At 70.5% G+C, this 16,230-nt stretch carries 15 protein-coding genes and 2 tRNA genes; 1 reads left to right on the top strand and 16 read right to left on the bottom strand.

Features of this window, described 5'->3' with window-relative positions; genetic code table 11:
* Nucleotides 1-18: 18 nt before the first annotated feature.
* The 9 genes from EWV39_RS10810 to rpsB all read right to left on the bottom strand — a co-directional run bounded on the left by EWV39_RS10810 (nt 19) and on the right by rpsB (nt 7,660).
* Nucleotides 19-282 carry a GlsB/YeaQ/YmgE family stress response membrane protein gene (locus EWV39_RS10810; protein WP_129659834.1) on the bottom strand — a complete coding sequence of 88 codons (264 nt, stop codon included), beginning with the start codon at nt 280-282 and terminating at the stop codon, nt 19-21.
* A gap of 199 nt (nt 283-481) precedes the next feature.
* Nucleotides 482-2,119 (bottom strand): solute symporter family protein, encoded by a 1,638-nt coding sequence (locus tag EWV39_RS10805; RefSeq protein ID WP_129659831.1) that lies wholly within the window; start codon nt 2,117-2,119, stop codon nt 482-484.
* A complete protein-coding gene (locus EWV39_RS10800; RefSeq protein ID WP_129659828.1) occupies nt 2,116-2,520 on the bottom strand; it encodes a DUF485 domain-containing protein in 405 nt (134 codons plus the stop codon). The genes EWV39_RS10805 and EWV39_RS10800 overlap by 4 nt, the downstream gene beginning before the upstream one ends.
* A 95-nt stretch (nt 2,521-2,615) precedes the next feature.
* Nucleotides 2,616-3,278 (bottom strand): hypothetical protein, encoded by a 663-nt coding sequence (locus EWV39_RS10795; RefSeq protein WP_129659825.1) that lies wholly within the window; start codon nt 3,276-3,278, stop codon nt 2,616-2,618.
* Nucleotides 3,279-3,306: 28 nt separating this feature from the next.
* Nucleotides 3,307-4,164, bottom strand: coding sequence for a phosphatidate cytidylyltransferase (locus tag EWV39_RS10790; RefSeq protein ID WP_129659822.1), 858 nt, complete (start codon nt 4,162-4,164; stop codon nt 3,307-3,309).
* Nucleotides 4,165-4,167: 3 nt separating this feature from the next.
* Nucleotides 4,168-4,725, bottom strand: coding sequence for a ribosome recycling factor (gene frr, locus EWV39_RS10785; protein WP_129659819.1), 558 nt, complete (start codon nt 4,723-4,725; stop codon nt 4,168-4,170).
* Nucleotides 4,726-4,896: 171 nt separating this feature from the next.
* Nucleotides 4,897-5,634, bottom strand: a complete 738-nt coding sequence (gene pyrH / locus EWV39_RS10780; protein WP_129659816.1) for a UMP kinase — start codon at nt 5,632-5,634, stop codon at nt 4,897-4,899.
* 146 nt (nt 5,635-5,780) lie between these two features.
* Nucleotides 5,781-6,611, bottom strand: a complete 831-nt coding sequence (tsf, locus tag EWV39_RS10775) for a translation elongation factor Ts (protein ID WP_129659814.1) — start codon at nt 6,609-6,611, stop codon at nt 5,781-5,783.
* A gap of 125 nt (nt 6,612-6,736) precedes the next feature.
* Nucleotides 6,737-7,660 (bottom strand): 30S ribosomal protein S2, encoded by a 924-nt coding sequence (rpsB, locus tag EWV39_RS10770; protein ID WP_129659811.1) that lies wholly within the window; start codon nt 7,658-7,660, stop codon nt 6,737-6,739.
* Nucleotides 7,661-8,070: 410 nt separating this feature from the next.
* Between rpsB and EWV39_RS10765 the strand changes: the two genes are divergently transcribed.
* Entirely contained in the window at nt 8,071-8,814 is a 744-nt protein-coding gene (locus tag EWV39_RS10765; protein ID WP_129659809.1) for a M23 family metallopeptidase, read from the top strand.
* Here the strand turns inward: EWV39_RS10765 and EWV39_RS10760 are convergent.
* From EWV39_RS10760 to EWV39_RS10730, 7 genes are all read right to left on the bottom strand, one after another.
* Nucleotides 8,744-9,337: a TetR/AcrR family transcriptional regulator gene (locus tag EWV39_RS10760; protein WP_165313285.1), complete on the bottom strand. Its 594-nt coding sequence runs from the start codon at nt 9,335-9,337 to the stop codon at nt 8,744-8,746. The genes EWV39_RS10765 and EWV39_RS10760 overlap by 71 nt on opposite strands.
* Nucleotides 9,338-9,744: 407 nt before the next feature.
* A tRNA-Met gene (locus tag EWV39_RS10755) sits at nt 9,745-9,818 on the bottom strand.
* A gap of 30 nt (nt 9,819-9,848) precedes the next feature.
* Nucleotides 9,849-11,075: a glycosyltransferase gene (locus EWV39_RS10750; RefSeq protein ID WP_129659803.1), complete on the bottom strand. Its 1,227-nt coding sequence runs from the start codon at nt 11,073-11,075 to the stop codon at nt 9,849-9,851.
* Nucleotides 11,076-11,223: 148 nt separating this feature from the next.
* Nucleotides 11,224-12,096, bottom strand: a complete 873-nt coding sequence (locus EWV39_RS10745) for a phage holin family protein (RefSeq protein ID WP_129659800.1) — start codon at nt 12,094-12,096, stop codon at nt 11,224-11,226.
* A 371-nt stretch (nt 12,097-12,467) separates the two neighbouring features.
* Nucleotides 12,468-12,543: transfer RNA gene (locus EWV39_RS10740), tRNA-Asn, on the bottom strand.
* Between the two features lie 284 nt (nt 12,544-12,827).
* On the bottom strand, nt 12,828-14,699 hold the full coding sequence (gene dnaG / locus EWV39_RS10735; protein ID WP_129659797.1) for a DNA primase: 1,872 nt from the start codon (nt 14,697-14,699) through the stop codon (nt 12,828-12,830).
* Between the two features lie 55 nt (nt 14,700-14,754).
* Nucleotides 14,755-16,059, bottom strand: a complete 1,305-nt coding sequence (locus tag EWV39_RS10730; RefSeq protein ID WP_129659794.1) for a deoxyguanosinetriphosphate triphosphohydrolase — start codon at nt 16,057-16,059, stop codon at nt 14,755-14,757.
* Nucleotides 16,060-16,230 lie beyond the last annotated feature (171 nt).

Below are 16,230 nucleotides of genomic sequence, written 5' to 3'. Positions count from 1 at the left end.
TGCCGTTCCCTCAGGCGGTCAGGCCCGCTTGCGTCCGGTCACCAGGCCCCAGATGAGCAGCACGATGAGCGCGCCCACGATGGCCAGGACCCAGGTCTGGAGCGACCAGAAGTTCTCCAGCGACGCTCCGAAGATCGCCGACCCGAGGAAGCCCCCCAGGACCGCGCCGACGATGCCGAGGATCATCGTGACGATGATGCCCCCGCCCTGCTTGCCGGGGAGGATCAGCTTCGCGATCGCTCCGGCGACGATTCCCAATACAATCCAACCGATGATTCCCATGACTCGTCCTCTCTAGGTTCCCGCAGGCGGTCGGCTTGTGGCCGGCGCCCCGGGGGTCGCGATGTGATGTCGGAAGAGTTCCCACCCTGGCACATTCACGCCCTGAGTGGGGTTTTTACCCGGACAGCATAACGGATCGGCCGATCGGGCCGCACGGGACGCCCGCCGTGCTAGGAACGGGCGGCCCGCGGCGGGCCCCTCAGTGCTCGACGGCCTTCTCCGCGCCGATGCCGGTCAGCGAACGCACCTCCATCTCTGCCTGCTTGCGACGGTCCTCGCGGGTCCGGGACGTCACCGACCCGATCCAGCCGAGGAGGAACGCGGCGGGGATCGAGACGATCCCCGGGTTGCTCAGCGGGAACAGCGCGAAGTCCGCGCTGGGGATCATCGAGGTCTCGCTTCCGGAGATGACCGGGGAGAACGCGATCAGCACGACCGAGATGATCAGCCCGCCGTACATCGAGAAGACCGCCCCGCGCGTGGTGAAGCCGCGCCAGAACAGCGAGTAGACGATCGTGGGCAGGTTGGCCGAGGCCGCGACGGCGAAGGCGAGCGCGACCAGGAAGGCCACGTTCTGCCCCTGCGCGCCGATCCCGCCGGCGATGGCGAACAGCCCGATCACCACCACCGTGGTCTTGGCCACCCGGATCTCCTTGCGGGGGTCGCTCTTGCCCTTGCAGATCACGTTCGTGTAGACGTCGTGCGCGAAGGAGGCCGATGCCGTGATCGCCAGCCCGGCGACCACCGCCAGGATCGTGGCGAAGGCGACCGCCGCGATGACGCCCATCAGGAGCGACCCGCCCAGCTCGAAGGCCAGCAGCGGGGCCGCGGAGTTGACCCCGCCCGGGGCCTCGGCGATCCGCTCGCTGCCGATCATCGCCGCCGCCCCGTACCCGAGGACCAGCGTGAACAGGTAGAACAGGCCGATCAGGACGATCGCCCAGACCACCGACTTCCGCGCCTCCTTCGCGGTGGGGACCGTGTAGAAGCGCATCAGCACGTGCGGCAGCCCCGCCGCGCCGAAGACCAGCGCGAGGCCCAGCGAGATGAAGTCCAGCTTGGTCAGGTTGGTCGCGCCGTACTGCTGCCCCGGCTCGAGGATGGCCTCGCTGCCCGAGGTCTCCACGGCGGCCCCCAGCAGCTCCGAGAGGTTGAAGCCGTTGAGCGCGAGGATCCAGACGGTCATCACCGCGACCCCCACCAGCAGGAGCACGGCCTTGATGATCTGCACCCAGGTGGTGCCCTTCATCCCGCCGACCAGGACGTAGACGATCATGAGCGCCCCGACCACCACGATGACCAGGGACTGCCCCGCCCGGGAGCTGATCCCCATCAGCAGGGAGACCAGGGCGCCGGCGCCGGCCATCTGGGCCAGCAGGTAGAAGAAGGTGACCGCCAGCGTCGCGATGCACGCAGCGACCCGCACGGGCCGCTGACGCAGCCGGAAGGAGAGCACGTCGGCCATGGTGAACTTGCCCGTGTTCCGCAGCAGCTCGGCGACCAGCAGCAGCGCCACGAGCCAGGCGACCAGGAAGCCGATCGAGTAGAGGAAGCCGTCGTAGCCCTGCACCGCGATGGCCCCGACGATCCCCAGGAACGACGCCGCGGAGAGGTAGTCCCCCGCGATGGCCAGCCCGTTCTGGGTGCCGTTGAAGGAGCGTCCGCCGGCGTAGTAGTCGGCGGCGGTCTTGTTGTTCCGCGAGGCCCGCAGGACCACTACCAGGGTGACCAGGACGAACGCCCCGAAGATGGACATGTTGACCGCGGGGGTCCCCACCGTCTCGGTCTCGGCCGCGCTCAGCAGCAGCGGCCTCGTCTCCTCCGCGAGCGCCCTCATCGCGGATCACCCCCGGCGGGGGCGGCGTCGTGCCCGGAGAACCCTCCGGCCTCCATCTCCTCGCGCAGCTCCACGGCGCGCGGGTCCAGCCGGCGGTTGGCGAACAGGACGTACCAGGCCGTGATGCCGAAGGTCGAGGCGAACTGCAGCAGGCCCCACACGATGCCCACGTTCACGTTGCCCACGACCTTGTGGGACATGAAGCCGGGCGCGTACATGGCGGTCACCGCGTAGGCCAGGTACCAGACCAGGAAGGCGACCGTCAGGGGGAAGACGAAGCTCCGGTGGGAGCGGCGCAGGCGCTGGAAGCGCGGGTCGGCCTGGGCCCTCTCGAAGTCGATGGGGGGCGGGGCGCCGTGCCCGGTCGAGGGCGCGGCGTCGGGGGGTCCGTGGGATGTCATGCGAGCCTCCTAGGTACTGTGATGTAAGAAACAGTACCTTGTGTCCCATGACACAACTAGGAGGCGCGAGGGGCGCTCGGGGCGCGTCCCGCGGGCTAGCGGTCCTCCGCCGAATAAGCGTCTGACCAGCGCAGAGTCTGGATCAGCTCGCCCACCCGAGTCATGAAGGCGTCCACCTGGGCCTCGTCGTAGGCGGTGCGTCCGCTCGCGACGCGGAAGGCGGCCTCGCGCAGGGGGCGGGGGCTGACGCGCTCGGCCGCGGCGAAGTAGGCCAGGAGCTCCTCGCAGAGCCGGTCGACGTCGCCGGCGAAGTACCCGGCGGCCCTCTTCCCGACCGGGCGGCGGAAGCGCTCGCCCTCCCGGCGGTGCAGCCGGCCCATGACCAGGCCCGCCAGCTCCTCGGCGCGGGCCTGCAGGGCCGGGCGGCCGTGCTCGGCCGCGAACCGGGCGCATTCGGCGCGGGCCAGGCGGTCCTCGTAGGAGTCGAGCATCGAGTCGACGTCGGCGACGTCGTAGCCGCCCTCCTCCGCGTCGAAGGCCTTGCCCCGCACGTCGGCGGAGGCCACCTCGGGCTCTCCCCCGGCCTCGACGGCCCGCAGGCTCTCCTCGCAGGCCCGCACGAAGGCCTCGACCTGACGGCTCGAGTACCCCCTGGCCCCCTCGGGAGCGCGGCCCATGCTGTCGAGCTCCTGGGTCGCGGTGATGCTCTGCCCCGGCGGGCCGGGACGCTGGCCGGGATCCGGTGCGGTGCTGGGCATGGGACCTCCTGTGAACGGTGGGGCGGGATCAGCCGAGGACGACGAAGACGACGTAGCCGGCCGCGACCGCGAAGACGACCGAGTCGAGCCGGTCCATCACGCCGCCGTGGCCGGGAAGGATGTTGCTCATGTCCTTGATGCCGATCTCCCGCTTGATCATCGACTCGGACAGGTCCCCGGCCGTCGAGGCGATCACGAGCAGGACGGCCAGGACGGCGCCGATCCACCACGCGTCGTCGAGCAGGAAGATCGCGCAGAGGATGCCCACGGCCATGGACCCGACGAGCGAGCCTGCCATGCCCTCCCACGTCTTCTTGGGGCTGATCCGCGGCGCCATGGGGTGCTTGCCCCACAGGACGCCCGCGATGTAACCCCACGTGTCGTTGCCGATGGCCATGAGCACGATCGTGAAGACCCGCGCCGCGCCGTCCTCCTGCCGGAAGAGCAGGATCGCGAGCGCGAGCATGAAGGGGACCCAGAGCATCGTGAAGATCGACCCCATGATGGAGGTCAGCATGCCGTCCCGGCGGCCCAGGGCGCGCCAGAGGATCACCACGATGATCGAGCCGAGCACCGTGTAGATCAGCGACTCGCTGCCGCCGAAGTACGCGGCGAACGGGAAGAGGGCGCCGGTGACCACCGCCGGGATCAGCGGGATCCTCATGCCCCGCTTCCTGTTGAGCGACTGGCCGATCTCCCAGGTGCCCACGCCGGCCGCCACGGCGGCCAGCGCCACGAGCACCAGCGGGAGGAAGAACAGCCCGAGGACCACCAGGGCCACGAGCACGGCCCCGACCCCGATGGCGGCGGGCAGGTCCCGGCCCGCTCGGGGAGTCCGCTGACGGGGCTCCCCCGAGGGGGCGGGGCGCTCTGCTGAATCACTCATGGACTAGACCCCGAGCAGCTCGGCTTCCTTGCGCTTGAGGAGCTCGTCGATCTGGTCGATGTGCTTCTTGGTCGTGGCGTCGAGCTCCTTCTCGGCCCGGCTGCCCTCGTCCTCGCCGGCGTCGCCGTCCTTGACGGCCTTCTCGATCTCGCCCTTGGCGGTGCGGCGGATGTTCCGCACGGACACGCGGGCGTCCTCGGCCTTGCCCGAGACCAGGCGCACGTACTCGCGACGGCGCTCCTCGGTCAGCTCGGGCATGACGATGCGGATGACGTTGCCGTCGTTGGCAGGGTTGGCGCCGAGGTCGGAGTTGCGCAGCGCCTTCTCGATCTCACCCAGGGCCGACTTGTCGTAGGGGGTGATCAGGAGGGTGCGGGCCTCGGGGTTCTGGAAGGAGGCCAGCTGCTGCAGCGGGGTCGGGGCGCCGTAGTACTCGACCAGCACGTTCGAGAAGAGGGAGGGGTTGGCGCGGCCGGTGCGCACGGCGGCGAAGTCGTTCTTGGCGGCCTCGACGGCCTTGCCCATCTTGGTGCGGGCTTCGGACAGGGAATCTTCGATCACTGCGATCTCCTCGTTCGGGGTGCGCCACCGCGAAGGTGCCGCTCGGGGCTCCGGCGCGAGACCCCGGCGCCCGCTGCGGAGCGGACGCCGGCGGGGCCGCGCGCCTGTGCTTCTCTCCTGAAAGTCTACCGACCGCCGCGGCGAGGCGACGACACGGCGGCCGTGCGCGCCTCAGGCGGTGACCAGCGTCCCGATCTCCTCGCCCAGGATGGCCCGGGCGACGTTGCCGCCGCCCTGCATGCCGAACACGCGCATGGTCACGTTGTTGTCCTTGCAGAGGCTGAAGGCGGTCTGGTCCATCACCCGGATGTCCCGGCGCAGCGCCTCGTCGTAGGTGAGGTGGTGGAGGCGCTCGGCGGCCGGGTCGAGCTTGGGGTCGGCCGTGTAGACGCCGTCGACGCCGTTCTTGGCCACCAGCACCTCGTCGGCGTGGACCTCCAGGGCGCGCTGGGCCGCCACGGTGTCGGTGGAGAAGTAGGGCAGGCCCGCGCCGGCGCCGAAGATGACCACGCGGTCCTTCTCCATGTGGCGGATGGCGCGGCGGGGGATGTAGTTCTCCGCGACCTGGGCCATCTCGATGGCCGACTGGACGCGCGTGTCCACGCCCTCCTGCTCCAGGATGTCCTGCAGCGCGAGGGAGTTCATGACCGTGCCCAGCATGCCCATGTAGTCGGCCCGCGAGCGGTCCAGGCCCGCGCCGGAGAGCTCCGCGCCCCGGAAGAAGTTCCCGCCCCCGACGACGACGGCCGTCTCGGCCTGCCCCACGGTCGAGGCGATCTGCACGGCGATCTCACGCACCACGGAGGTGTCGATGCCGACCATGCCCCCGCCGAACACCTCGCCCGAGAGCTTCAGCAGCACGCGACGGCGCTGCGGGTGGGGGCTGGGGGCCGCAGAATTCTCAGACATGTTTCCTCCTGGGCCGTGCGGCCCTCGTGTGATAGCTCTACAGGGTTTGCGCTGATGAGGGCGGCGGAGTTCCGCTCCCCCGGTCAGCTTACGCAAAGAGGGGGCGCCCACACGCGGTGGGCGCCCCCTCAAGCGCGGACGGTCGGTCAGCTGCCGACGCGGAAGCGCACGAACGCGGTGGCCTTGGCCCCCGCCTCCTCGAGCACCTGGCCCACGGACTTCTTGGAGTCCTTGGCGAAGTCCTGGTCCACCAGGGTGTTCTCCTTGAAGAAGCCCTTCAGGCGACCCTCGACGATCTGCGGGATGATCTTCTCGGGCTTGCCCTCGGACCGGGCGGTCTCCTCGGCGATGCGGCGCTCGGACTCGACCTGGTCGGCCGGAATGGCGCTGTCGTCGAGGAACTTCGGGGCCATCGCGGCGATGTGGACGGCGAGGTCGTGCGCGATCTCCTCGGTGTTCTCACCCTCGACGGCGAGCAGGACGCCGACCTGCGGGGGGAGATCCTTGGAGGTCTTGTGCAGGTACACGGCGACGTTCTGGCCCTCGACGCGGGCCACGCGGCGCACGACGACCTTCTCGCCCAGCAGGGCGCCGGTCTCGGTGACCTGCTCCTCGACGGTCTTGCCGTTGGAGGAGGCCTTGAGGAGGTCCTCGAGGCTCTCGGCCCCGCTCGCGATCGCGGCCTCGAGCACGGCGTTGCCGAACTCGACGAAGGGCGCGGACTTGGCGACGAAGTCGGTCTCGGAGTTGACCTCGACCAGGTAGCCGACGCCGTTCTCCACGCGTGCGGCGACCAGGCCCTCGGCCGTGGCGCGGCCCTCGCGCTTGGTGACGCCCTTCAGGCCCTTGACGCGGATGATCTCCATGGCCTTCTGCTGGTCGCCGTCGGCCTCGTCGAGGGCCTTCTTGACGTCGAGCATGCCGGCGCCGGTGCGCTCGCGCAGGGCCTTGATGTCGGCTGCGGTGTAGTTCGCCATATGAACTTCCTTTGCGGTTACGTGATGATCACGGTGAGAAGACGGGGCCGGGCCGGTGCGGCCCGGCCCCGTGACAGGCTGTCGCGGGCCGGGTGGGCCCGCCGCTCGGCCTGAGGTGACTCGCCTTAGGCGGTGCCGCCCTGCTGGACGCTCTCGCCCTGCTCGACGGTGTCCACCGGCTGGGGCTCGGCGGTCTCGGGCTGCGCGATCTCCGACTCGGCGGCCGCGGCCTCCGGAGCCGGCTCGACGACCTCGGACTGGGCCGCCGCGGCCTGCTGGGACTCGTGCTGCTCGAGCAGCTCCTTCTCCCACTCGGCCATGGGCTCCTCGGCGGAGCTCCCCTGGCCCGACTGCTTGTTGTTGCGCTCCATCAGGCCGGCGGCCACGGCGTCGGCGACGACGCGGGTCAGCAGGTTCACGGAGCGGATGGCGTCGTCGTTGCCCGGGATCGGGAAGTTGACCTCGTCCGGATCGCAGTTGGTGTCCAGGATGGCCACGACCGGGATGCCCAGCTTCTTGGCCTCGTCCACCGCGAGGTGCTCCTTGTTGGTGTCCACGACCCACACCAGGGACGGCGCCTTGGTGAGGTTGCGGATGCCGCCGAGGGTCTTCTCGAGCTTCTCGAACTCGCGGCGCAGGAGCAGCAGCTCCTTCTTGGTGTACTGCGAGCCGGCGACGTCGTCGAAGTCGACCTGCTCGAGCTCCTTCATGCGCTCGATGCGCTTGGAGACGGTGGCGAAGTTGGTGAGCATGCCGCCGAGCCAACGGTGGTTGACGTAGGGCATGTTGACGCGGGTCGCCTGCTCGGCGATGGTCTCCTGGGCCTGCTTCTTGGTGCCGACGAACAGGATGGTGCCGCCATGGGCGACGGTGGCCTTGACGGCCTCGAAGGCACGGTCGATGAACTCCAGCGACTGCTGCAGGTCCACGATGTAGATGCCGTTGCGCTCGGTGAAGATGTAGCGCTTCATCTTCGGGTTCCAGCGGCGGGTCTGGTGACCGAAGTGGACACCGGAATCGAGCAGCTGGCGCATTGTTACGACGGGCAAAGTCGTCTCCTTAGGTGCGGCACGCCCCATGTTCCTTAGGGTCACGCACCGCTCTCGTAGTTATCGGTTGCTTCCTCCGACGCTCGCCGGGCGGCTTGCGTCGGACCTGGCGGCTCGCGGGACGCGGGCCCGGAAGGCCCTGGTCCCGGACGGCCGTCACCATGTCCGCGAGCGGACGATGGACCGGTGGCCGTCCCCGCGGCGGCGCATCCCCTCAGGGGCTGCTCCAGCGCGCGAACCACGCGAAGTCAGTGGGCACACGGCTACCACTGCCGCGTCAACTATACAGCACCGAGGGGCCGTCCACAGTCCCGTCGGACCGTCGTCTTCGCCACGGATCCTCCCCAGGACGGGGGCGAGTGCGCCCCGGGCGGGCCCGCGACCGCGCCGGATCGGGTGGGATGGGGCGCATGAACCTCATCCTCGCGCTCCTCGGGATCCTCGTGCTGGCCTCGGACCCACTGGCGGCGTCCGCGGGGAGGGCACAGGCCGCCGCTCCCTCCCGGAGCGCGCCGACCGAAGCAGCGGCTCTGACCGAGGGCGCAATCCGCGCGGAGCGGACCGCGCCGATCGGGCGCGGGGCCGCCCCGCATCCCTCCCCACGATGGTCCTGGCCGCTCTCTCCCATCCCCGCCGTGGTGGGGGCCTTCGACCCACCCGAGCGGAAGTGGCTCCCCGGGCACCGCGGCGTGGACCTGGCGGCCTCGCCGGGGCAGCCGGTCCTCTCCCCCGCGGACGGCGTCGTGACCTTCTCCGGCAGGGTGGTGCACCGCGGCGTGATCACGGTGACCGCGCGCACCGGTGAGCGCATCAGCTTCGAGCCGGTGGTCGACCAGCTCGCCCGGGGCCGGCCGGTCCGCCGCGGGGAGGAGATCGCCCGCCGGGACCCCGACCTCCCCCACGAGCCCTGCGGCAGCTGCCTGCACTGGGGCGTGCGGAGAGGCGAGCGGTATCTCCACCCGCTCGCCTACGTGCGCCGTCTGGCGCCTTCCGTCCTGCTGCCGCCGCCGCGTCCGGCCTCGCGACCGGGGCCTCAGGCCCCGACCCACCCTCCGGACGCGGCGGCCCCGGCCGCTCCCTCGCTCAGGCCGCCGACCTCAGACCGCCCCACATCGCGTCGAACAGCACCTTCTGGAGGTTCTCCCGCTTCATGACCGTGGACTCGACGCCGATCCGCTTGGACAGGGGGATGACCGCCGCGAGCATCATCTCGGCGCGCAGCGCGAACTCGTCCGTCGCCTCGGCGACCAGCCCCTCCTCGGCCCCCACCGTCAGCGAGTGGAGGAGGGTGTCCCGCAGGTCCCCCAGCCGATCCCCGACCTCGGGGATGTGACCCATGTCCGACTCGAAGACGATGGCGTATACGTGGGGGTGGTCCACGGCCAGCCCGATGAACAGGGCGATCATGCGGGAGACCCGCTCCTCGAGGCTGAGCCCCGTGAACAGCGAGGGCGAGATCAGCGACTCGACGAAGTCCGAGCACTCCTCGACGACGGCGATGCACAGGTCGTCCTTGCTGTCGAAGTGGCGGTAGAGGGCGGGCTTGGAGAGGCCGCTGACCACCGCGACGTCGTCCATGGTGGCGCCGTAGCACCCCTGCATGACGAACAGCTCCCGCGAGCTGTCGAGGATCTTGCGGCGCAGCTGCTCACGATGATGCCGAGTCATCCGATTCATGGCGTTTCCTTCCATCCGGCCGCCCGGCGCCTTCGTCTGCGAAGGCACCCCTCCCACGGCCCGTGAATTTAAATCCATAGCTTAGTTCAAAACTAAAGAATGAGGAAGCATCAAACTTTTGGATGAGGGAATCGCGAAATGTAGGGGTCATCTAAAAAATACGCTTCAGTACACTTTGGAGTTACAGTAGCTCCCGTTAGGGCAGAGGCAATTTCAGCACCCAGTGGAAACTAATGATCCGTTTCCCCTAATGGATATGCATTAAGTGGTGTGACAAGGAGCACTGAGTCGTAAACGAATATAGTTGGGGAACGAGTTGGACGAACGGCTTGCCCCCGCCCCGCCTGCTCCAGCAACGACGAAGGCCCTCGTCCGCGCCGTGAGCGCGCGGACGAGGGCCTCCTCGGTAGGGGGTGCGGGGCTTGAACCCGCGACCCAAGGATTATGAGTCCTCTGCTCTGACCAGCTGAGCTAACCCCCCGCGGCCGGACGAGCCGGCCGAGACATCACACTACCCCAGGCCTTCACCGGTTCCGGCGCAGCCGCGCCCGGCCTCGGTGCGGTACTCGCCCCGGTACATGGCCTCGAAGGTGTCCCAGGTCCGCTCCACCGAGTGGTGCCGCACGATCTCATGGCTCACCCGCCCCATCCGCCGCCGCTCCTCCTCCGGGAGCTCCAGCACCGTACGCAGCTTCTCGGCCAGGTCCTCGGGGTCGCCCGGGCGGAAGAGGTGGCCGTTGCCCCCCTCGCGCACGAGGTGGGGAAGGGCCAGCGCGTCGGCGAGCACCACCGGGGTGGAGGCGGACATCGCCTCGAGGGTGACCAGGGACTGCAGCTCCGCCGTCCCCGGCTGGCAGAACACGTCCGCCGCCAGGTACTCCCGGCGCAGCTGCTCGTCGTTGACGTAGCCGAGGAAGCGGACGCGGTCCTCGACCCCCTCCTGCCGGGCGACCTCCCGCAGCGTCGGCTCGATCTCGCCGGTCCCCGCCACGTGCAGCCGGACGCCGTCGGCCTCGGGCAGCCTGGCCACCGCCTTGATCAGCACGTCGATGTTCTTCTCCACGGCCAGCCGGCCCGTGAACAGGACCACCGGGTGCCCCGGCCGCTCGATCCGCTCCCCCTCGCGCGGCTCGTAGGCGGCGGCGTCGATGCCGTTGGAGACCGGCTCCACGTGGCGGCCGAAGCCGTGCTCGCGCATCGAGCGGGCGCCGATGGGGGTCGGCGTCGTGATGTACTCCGCCCGGCTCAGGACCCGCTCCATGTCCTTCCAGGAGATCCGCGAGAAGCCGCGGAGGAACCAGTCGGGGAAGGGCAGGAACGGCTCGAGGTTCTCCGGCATGAAGTGGTTGGTCGCGACCAGGCGGATGCCCCGCTTGCGGCAGGAGCGGGCCAGCATGCGTCCCACGATGTAGTGGCACTGGATGTGCACGACGTCGGGCCTGACCCTGTCGAGGATGGCGTCGACGCGCCGCTGGGCCTCCCACGGGAAGCAGAGCCTGTAGTAGGGGTGGGTCGGCGGGTGGTGGGACCGGAGACGGTGCTCGGTGATCCCGTCGATCTCCACCTCGTAGGAGGGGCCGGAGCTCGTGCGGGCGGCGACCACGTGGACCTCGTGCCCGCGGTCCCGCATGCCCGCCGCCAGGCGGTGCCCGAACTGGGCGGCTCCGTTGATGTCCGGCGGATAGGTATCCGCGCCGATGAGGATTCTCAGGGGCTTCGTCTGCATTCTCGCTGTCATTCGTCGGGAACGTTCCGCGCGGAGGCCGTGGGCCCCGCGATCCAGTCTACCGGCCGGCTCCGGCCACCCCACCCCGCGCACGACGCCGCCCGGCCGGCTCGCGCTGTGGCGAGGCGACCGGGCGGCGTCGTGATGCGGAAGGGTCCTCCTAGCGGCGCTTCAGCAGGCGCGCGAGGAAGATCGCGGCCGCGCCCAGGGAGACCGCCAGGACGGTCAGCGGCTTCCAGCGCAGCCGCAGGGCCTCCGGGTCCTGGGCGTTGGCGGCGAAGCCCGAGGCGGCGGAGCGCGCCTGGTCCGGGGCGGTCCGGGCGTCGTTCTTGGTCTTGCCGACCAGGCCCGACGCCGTCGAGCGGATCCCCTGGGCCTGCTGGCCCAGGTCGTCGCGCAGGGACTTGAGGTGATCGCGGCGCGCCTTGGTGCGCTGCTCGAGCTGATCCCGGTTCGGCTGGGGGACCTCGGGCGCCTCCCCGGAGCGGCGGCGCCGGTTCTCCTCGTCCTTGGCCTGCTGCTTGGCCTCCTGCTTCTCGCGCATCTCGCGGCGCACCCGGGTGGCCGTGTAGTCCGAGCCCTCCTTGGCGACGCCGAGGTCGTAGAGCAGGCCGAAGATCGCCGACTCGGGCTTCAGCGGCAGCTGCGCCTTGATCTTGGCGACGCCGATCAGCGCGAGCACGGCGAGGATGACGATGAACAGCGCGGCGATCAGCAGCGCGGCGAGCCAGGCCTCCATGACCTTGGACAGGCCGGCGACGGCGGCGACCACGAGCGCGATGACCGCGAGCAGGAGGAAGACCAGGCCGGCGACCACGAAGGCCGCGCCGACGCCGAACTTGACCCCTTTCTCCTTCATCTCCAGCTTGGCGATCTGGAGCTCGTCCTTGATCTGCTTGGGGCCGAGCCGAGAGGCGACCTTGGAGACGCCCAGCAGCTGGGTCGCCCCGTTCTTGAGGGCCCCGACCCCGCTCCGGTAGGAACGGGGCCGGGAGGTGGTTCCGGGCTGCGCCGGTCCGGGTGCGTGAGACATCGAGCCTCCTCATGGTGATGGTTCTCTTCCATCACAACTTACCATCGCCCCACGTGGCCCAAGCGCGCCCCGCGCCGGTCGGCCCAGCTTTCCCGGTGGGCCCGGAGGGGCTATCCTGAAACACGTCGGTGAGGGTCCGACATGCCTACGGCAGATCGGCCCCCCATTTGACATCTGCCGTGGGTCAGTTTCCCTCCGCCGTCCCGTTGCGCCGTTGGTGCAGCGGGACGTCGTCATTAAGCGGTGGAGGCGCCCCGGCCCTTCTCGGCGATCCTCGCCGCCAAAAAGGACAGTTTGTGGACACCTCCACGGACCCGGGCATGGAAAAAGCCGGGCCTCTCCCGCGTTTCCGCAGGTCAGACCCGGCTTGTTGGCTCCCCCGACTGGACTCGAACCAGTAACCCTTCGATTAACAGTCGAATGCTCTGCCAATTGAGCTACGGGGGATCGCCCGCTCCGAACGGTTCCCCGTTCGCAACATCATGAGACTCTACCCGGTCGCGCCGACTCGCGCAAAACCGCCCCGGAGTGAGCCTCGCCACCCGGCGTAACCCCTCCATGACGACGTCGTCCGCCCTTCCGACGCGGCTCTCCCGACGCGGAACCCTCCGGCGGCGGAGCCCTCACAGCCGCGGGAACCGCCCCGGCGCGGAAACACCCCGGCGACTGGGGTCGTCCCCCCGGTCGCGGGGCCCGCCGATCCTCCTGCGAGCGCCCCGCACGGGGGCGGCTCACCGAGCCTCGAAGAGCTCCCGGCGGCGCATCTCCAGCCGCATCAGCTCCTGCTGCACCGACTGCCAGGCGTCCCGGTCCGTCGCGGGGTCCAGCCGGTTCAGCTCGGCCATCTTGTCCGCCTTCTGCGCGACGAGCTCCTGTCCCAGGAGCCGGTTGAGGATCGCGGCGGCGTAGCGGGTGAGCTGTTCCGGCGTCGAGGCAGGCAGGGGCGCCACCGTGAGCTGCGCCAGCAGCCCGTGGGTCGCCTCGTGGGCGTGGGCGCGGATGGTGTTGACCCACTCCGCGCCGGGGCGCGCCGGGACCCTGGCGTGCGCGGCGAGGACGCCGGCCAGCAGCTCGTGGTGCATCCGGTAGCGCGTCCTGGTCGAGGCGAGGACCGTCCACTGCGAGTCCTCGATCAGGTGCGGGGTCTGCACCAGCACCTCCAGGGCCTCCCGCTCCATCCGGGCGGCCGGGTCCCGCGGGTCCGGGGCCTCGATCTCGGGGCGGGGGGCGTCGTCGTCGGCAGGGGCCTGGGCGGGGCGCTCCTGGCGCTGCGGGGGCGGGGTAGCGCCGGCGGTCGCGACCGCGCGCTCCACCTCGAGCGGGTCCAGGCCCAGCCAGCCGGCCACCCGGCGGGCATAGGCGGGACGGAGCGCGTGGTCGCGGATCGAGGCGATCATGGGCGCGACGGCGCGCATCCCCCGCACCCGGCCCTCGAGCGAGTCGAGGTCGTAGTCCTTCAGCGTCACCTGGATGGCGAACTCGAAGAGCGGGCGCTTGGCCTGGAGCAGGTCGCGCACCGCCTTGTCCCCCCGGCGCAGCCGCAGGTCGCAGGGGTCCATGCCGTCGGGGGCCACGCACACATAGGTCTGGGCGGTGAAGCGCTGGTCCTCCTGGAAGGCGTGCAGCGCGGCCTTCTGACCCGCGGCGTCGCCGTCGAAGGTGAAGATGACCTCGCCGCCCGAGCCGTCGTCGCCCAGCAGCCGCCGCACGATCTTGATGTGCTCCGCGCCGAAGGCCGTGCCGCAGGTGGCCACCGCCGTCTCGATGCCCGCCAGGTGCGCGGCCATGACGTCGGTGTACCCCTCGACGACGACGAGCTGCTTGCCCTGCGCGATCTTCCGCTTGGCCAGGTCGATGCCGTAGAGGACCTGCGACTTCCGGTAGAGCTGCGTCTCGGGGGTGTTGAGGTACTTCGGCCCCTGGTCGTCCTCGAAGAGCTTGCGGGCCCCGAAGCCGATGGTCTCCCCCGCGATGTTGCGGATGGGCCACATGAGCCGGCCCCTGAACCTGTCGTAGAGTCCCCGGCGGCCCTCGGAGAACATGCCCGTGGCCTTGAGCTCCTCCTCGCTGAAGCCGCGGTCCCGCAAGTGCTTGAGCAGGTGGGACCAGCCCTGGGGGGCGAAGCCGACGCCGAAGCGCTGCGCCGCGGCGCCGTCGAAGCCCCGGCCGCCCAGGAACTTCTGGGCCTCGGCCGCGTCCTTGGTGTAAAGGGCGCGCTCGAAGAACTCCTGGGCGATCTTGTGGGCGTCGATGAGGCGCTGCCGGCGGCCCTTCTCCTCCCGGCTGGGGCCCGAGCCCTGCTCGTAGTGCAGCTCATAGCCCACCCGGGCGGCGAGACGCTCCACCGTCTCGCTGAAGCCGGTGTGGTCCATCGCCATGACGAAGGCGATCACGTCCCCCGACTCCCCGCAGCCGAAGCAGTGGTAGGTGCCCATCTGCGGGCGGACGTGGAAGGAGGGCGTGCGCTCGTCGTGGAAGGGGCAGAGGCCCTTGTAGGAGCCGATGCCCGCCGACTTCAGCGTCACGTAGCCCTCGACGATCTCCCGGATGTCGGTGCGTGAGCGCACCTCGTCGATGTCTTCGCGTCGTATCAGTCCTGCCACGTCTCCCATGCTATCCGGCCCGGCAAGTCGCGGGGTGCCGGCGGCAGGCCGCCGATCACCACAGCGGCTTGTCGCCGGTCCTCCAGTTCAGGCCGGTGATGCGGTCGTGGAGCCGCACCGCGGAGCTGTCGGTCAGGGAGGCGACCTGGTCGATCGCCAGGCGGAGGCGGGCGGCGTCGTCGTTCCGGTCCGTCTCCCGCCAGTCCTCGGCGAAGACGGGGTCGAGGAACTGCCCGTCCGTCTGGATCAGGGCCTCGACCAGGACCGTGAGCATCTCGCGCTGGTTCTCGTACAGCGGCTCCTGGTCCCGCACCGCCATCACGAAGGCCGTGGCGATGCCCTTCATCACCGCGATCTCGGTCTCGACCTCCCGGGGGACGTGCAGCCGGGCGGCGTAGCGGGTCAGCGGGCCGTCCCCGTGCCGGGCGCGCGTGGCCTCGAGCGCGGCACCGGAGAAGCGGCCGATGAGCCGGCTGGTCAGAGCCTTGAGGGCGGCCATCGAGGCGCGCGTGCCGGTCATCTCCGGCAGCCACTCGTCCAGGCGCTCGAGGCGGGACAGGGCGGCGTCGAGCTCCTCGGCGGAGGTCGAGGGCATGTACCAGCGCTGGGCCCACTGGATCACGCGGTCCCGGGCCATGGCGTCGGCGACCCAGCCGAGCTGGACGTGCCCGCCGAACACCGCGTCCTCGACGTCGTGCACCGAGTAGGAGATGTCGTCGGCCAGGTCCATGACCTCCGCCTCGAGGCACTTCTGCCCCTCCGGGGCTCCCTGCCGGAACCACTCGAAGACCGGGCGGTCATCGCCGTAGACCCCGAACTTCCGGGTCGGGACGCCCTCGCGCAGCGGGGCGTCGTCGCGCGACCACGGGTACTTGCAGGCGGCGTCCAGCGCCGCGCGGGTGAGGTTGAGCCCGGCCGAGCCGCCGTCGGGGAGGACCACCTTGGGCTCGAGCCGGCTGAGCAGCCGCAGCGTCTGGGCGTTGCCCTCGAAGCCCCCCGCCGGGGCGCCGATCGCGTCCAGCGCGCTCTCCCCGTTGTGGCCGAAGGGCGGGTGCCCCAGGTCGTGGGAGAGGCAGGCGGCGTCGACCAGGTCCGGGTCGCAGCCGAGCATCCGGCCGACCTCGCGGCCCACCTGGGCGACCTCGAGCGAATGGGTCAGGCGGGTGCGGGTGAAGTCGTCCGAGGTCGGCGAGACCACCTGGGTCTTGAAGCCGAGCCGGCGCAGCGCCGAGGAGTGCAGCACCCGCGCCCGGTCCCGCTCGAAGTGGCTGCGGTAGAGGTTCTTGTGGTGCTCGGGCAGACGTCGCTCGGTGTCCTCCGCGGAGTATCCGGGGAGGCTCAGCGCCGAGGGGAAGGACATGGGCGGTACCTCACGTGAGACGTCGGTGGACTGAGGCTCACAGTATCGCGGATCCCGCGCGAGGGCGGGGTTCTCGCCCTCTTCGGGGATGCGGGATCAGCCCGGGGGCGGCCCGCCCGGCCGTGGGAGGAGGACACCGTCGCGTCCCACGGGACGGGGTGCCCGCCCGGG

The sequence above is a fragment of the Rothia halotolerans genome (assembly GCF_004136635.1).
Taxonomy (GTDB): Bacteria; Actinomycetota; Actinomycetes; order Actinomycetales; family Micrococcaceae; genus Rothia; species Rothia halotolerans.
The sequence above is the reverse complement of the archived record's forward strand: the minus strand, read 5'-3'. Positions and strand labels throughout refer to the sequence as shown.

Bases quoted from the DNA above. Each gene is read 5' to 3' on its own strand.
- EWV39_RS10765 (WP_129659809.1), top strand. From the start codon at position 8,071: ATGAACCTCATCCTCGCGCTCCTCGGGATCCTCGTGCTGGCCTCGGAC.
- EWV39_RS10750 (WP_129659803.1), bottom strand. From the start codon at position 11,075: ATGACAGCGAGAATGCAGACGAAGCCCCTGAGAATCCTCATCGGCGCG.
- EWV39_RS10795 (WP_129659825.1), bottom strand. From the start codon at position 3,278: ATGCCCAGCACCGCACCGGATCCCGGCCAGCGTCCCGGCCCGCCGGGG.
- pyrH (WP_129659816.1), bottom strand. From the start codon at position 5,634: ATGTCTGAGAATTCTGCGGCCCCCAGCCCCCACCCGCAGCGCCGTCGC.
- EWV39_RS10730 (WP_129659794.1), bottom strand. From the start codon at position 16,059: ATGTCCTTCCCCTCGGCGCTGAGCCTCCCCGGATACTCCGCGGAGGAC.
- EWV39_RS10810 (WP_129659834.1), bottom strand. From the start codon at position 282: ATGGGAATCATCGGTTGGATTGTATTGGGAATCGTCGCCGGAGCGATC.
- EWV39_RS10805 (WP_129659831.1), bottom strand. From the start codon at position 2,119: ATGAGGGCGCTCGCGGAGGAGACGAGGCCGCTGCTGCTGAGCGCGGCC.
- EWV39_RS10745 (WP_129659800.1), bottom strand. From the start codon at position 12,096: ATGTCTCACGCACCCGGACCGGCGCAGCCCGGAACCACCTCCCGGCCC.
- EWV39_RS10790 (WP_129659822.1), bottom strand. From the start codon at position 4,164: ATGAGTGATTCAGCAGAGCGCCCCGCCCCCTCGGGGGAGCCCCGTCAG.
- EWV39_RS10800 (WP_129659828.1), bottom strand. From the start codon at position 2,520: ATGACATCCCACGGACCCCCCGACGCCGCGCCCTCGACCGGGCACGGC.
- tsf (WP_129659814.1), bottom strand. From the start codon at position 6,611: ATGGCGAACTACACCGCAGCCGACATCAAGGCCCTGCGCGAGCGCACC.
- EWV39_RS10760 (WP_165313285.1), bottom strand. From the start codon at position 9,337: ATGAATCGGATGACTCGGCATCATCGTGAGCAGCTGCGCCGCAAGATC.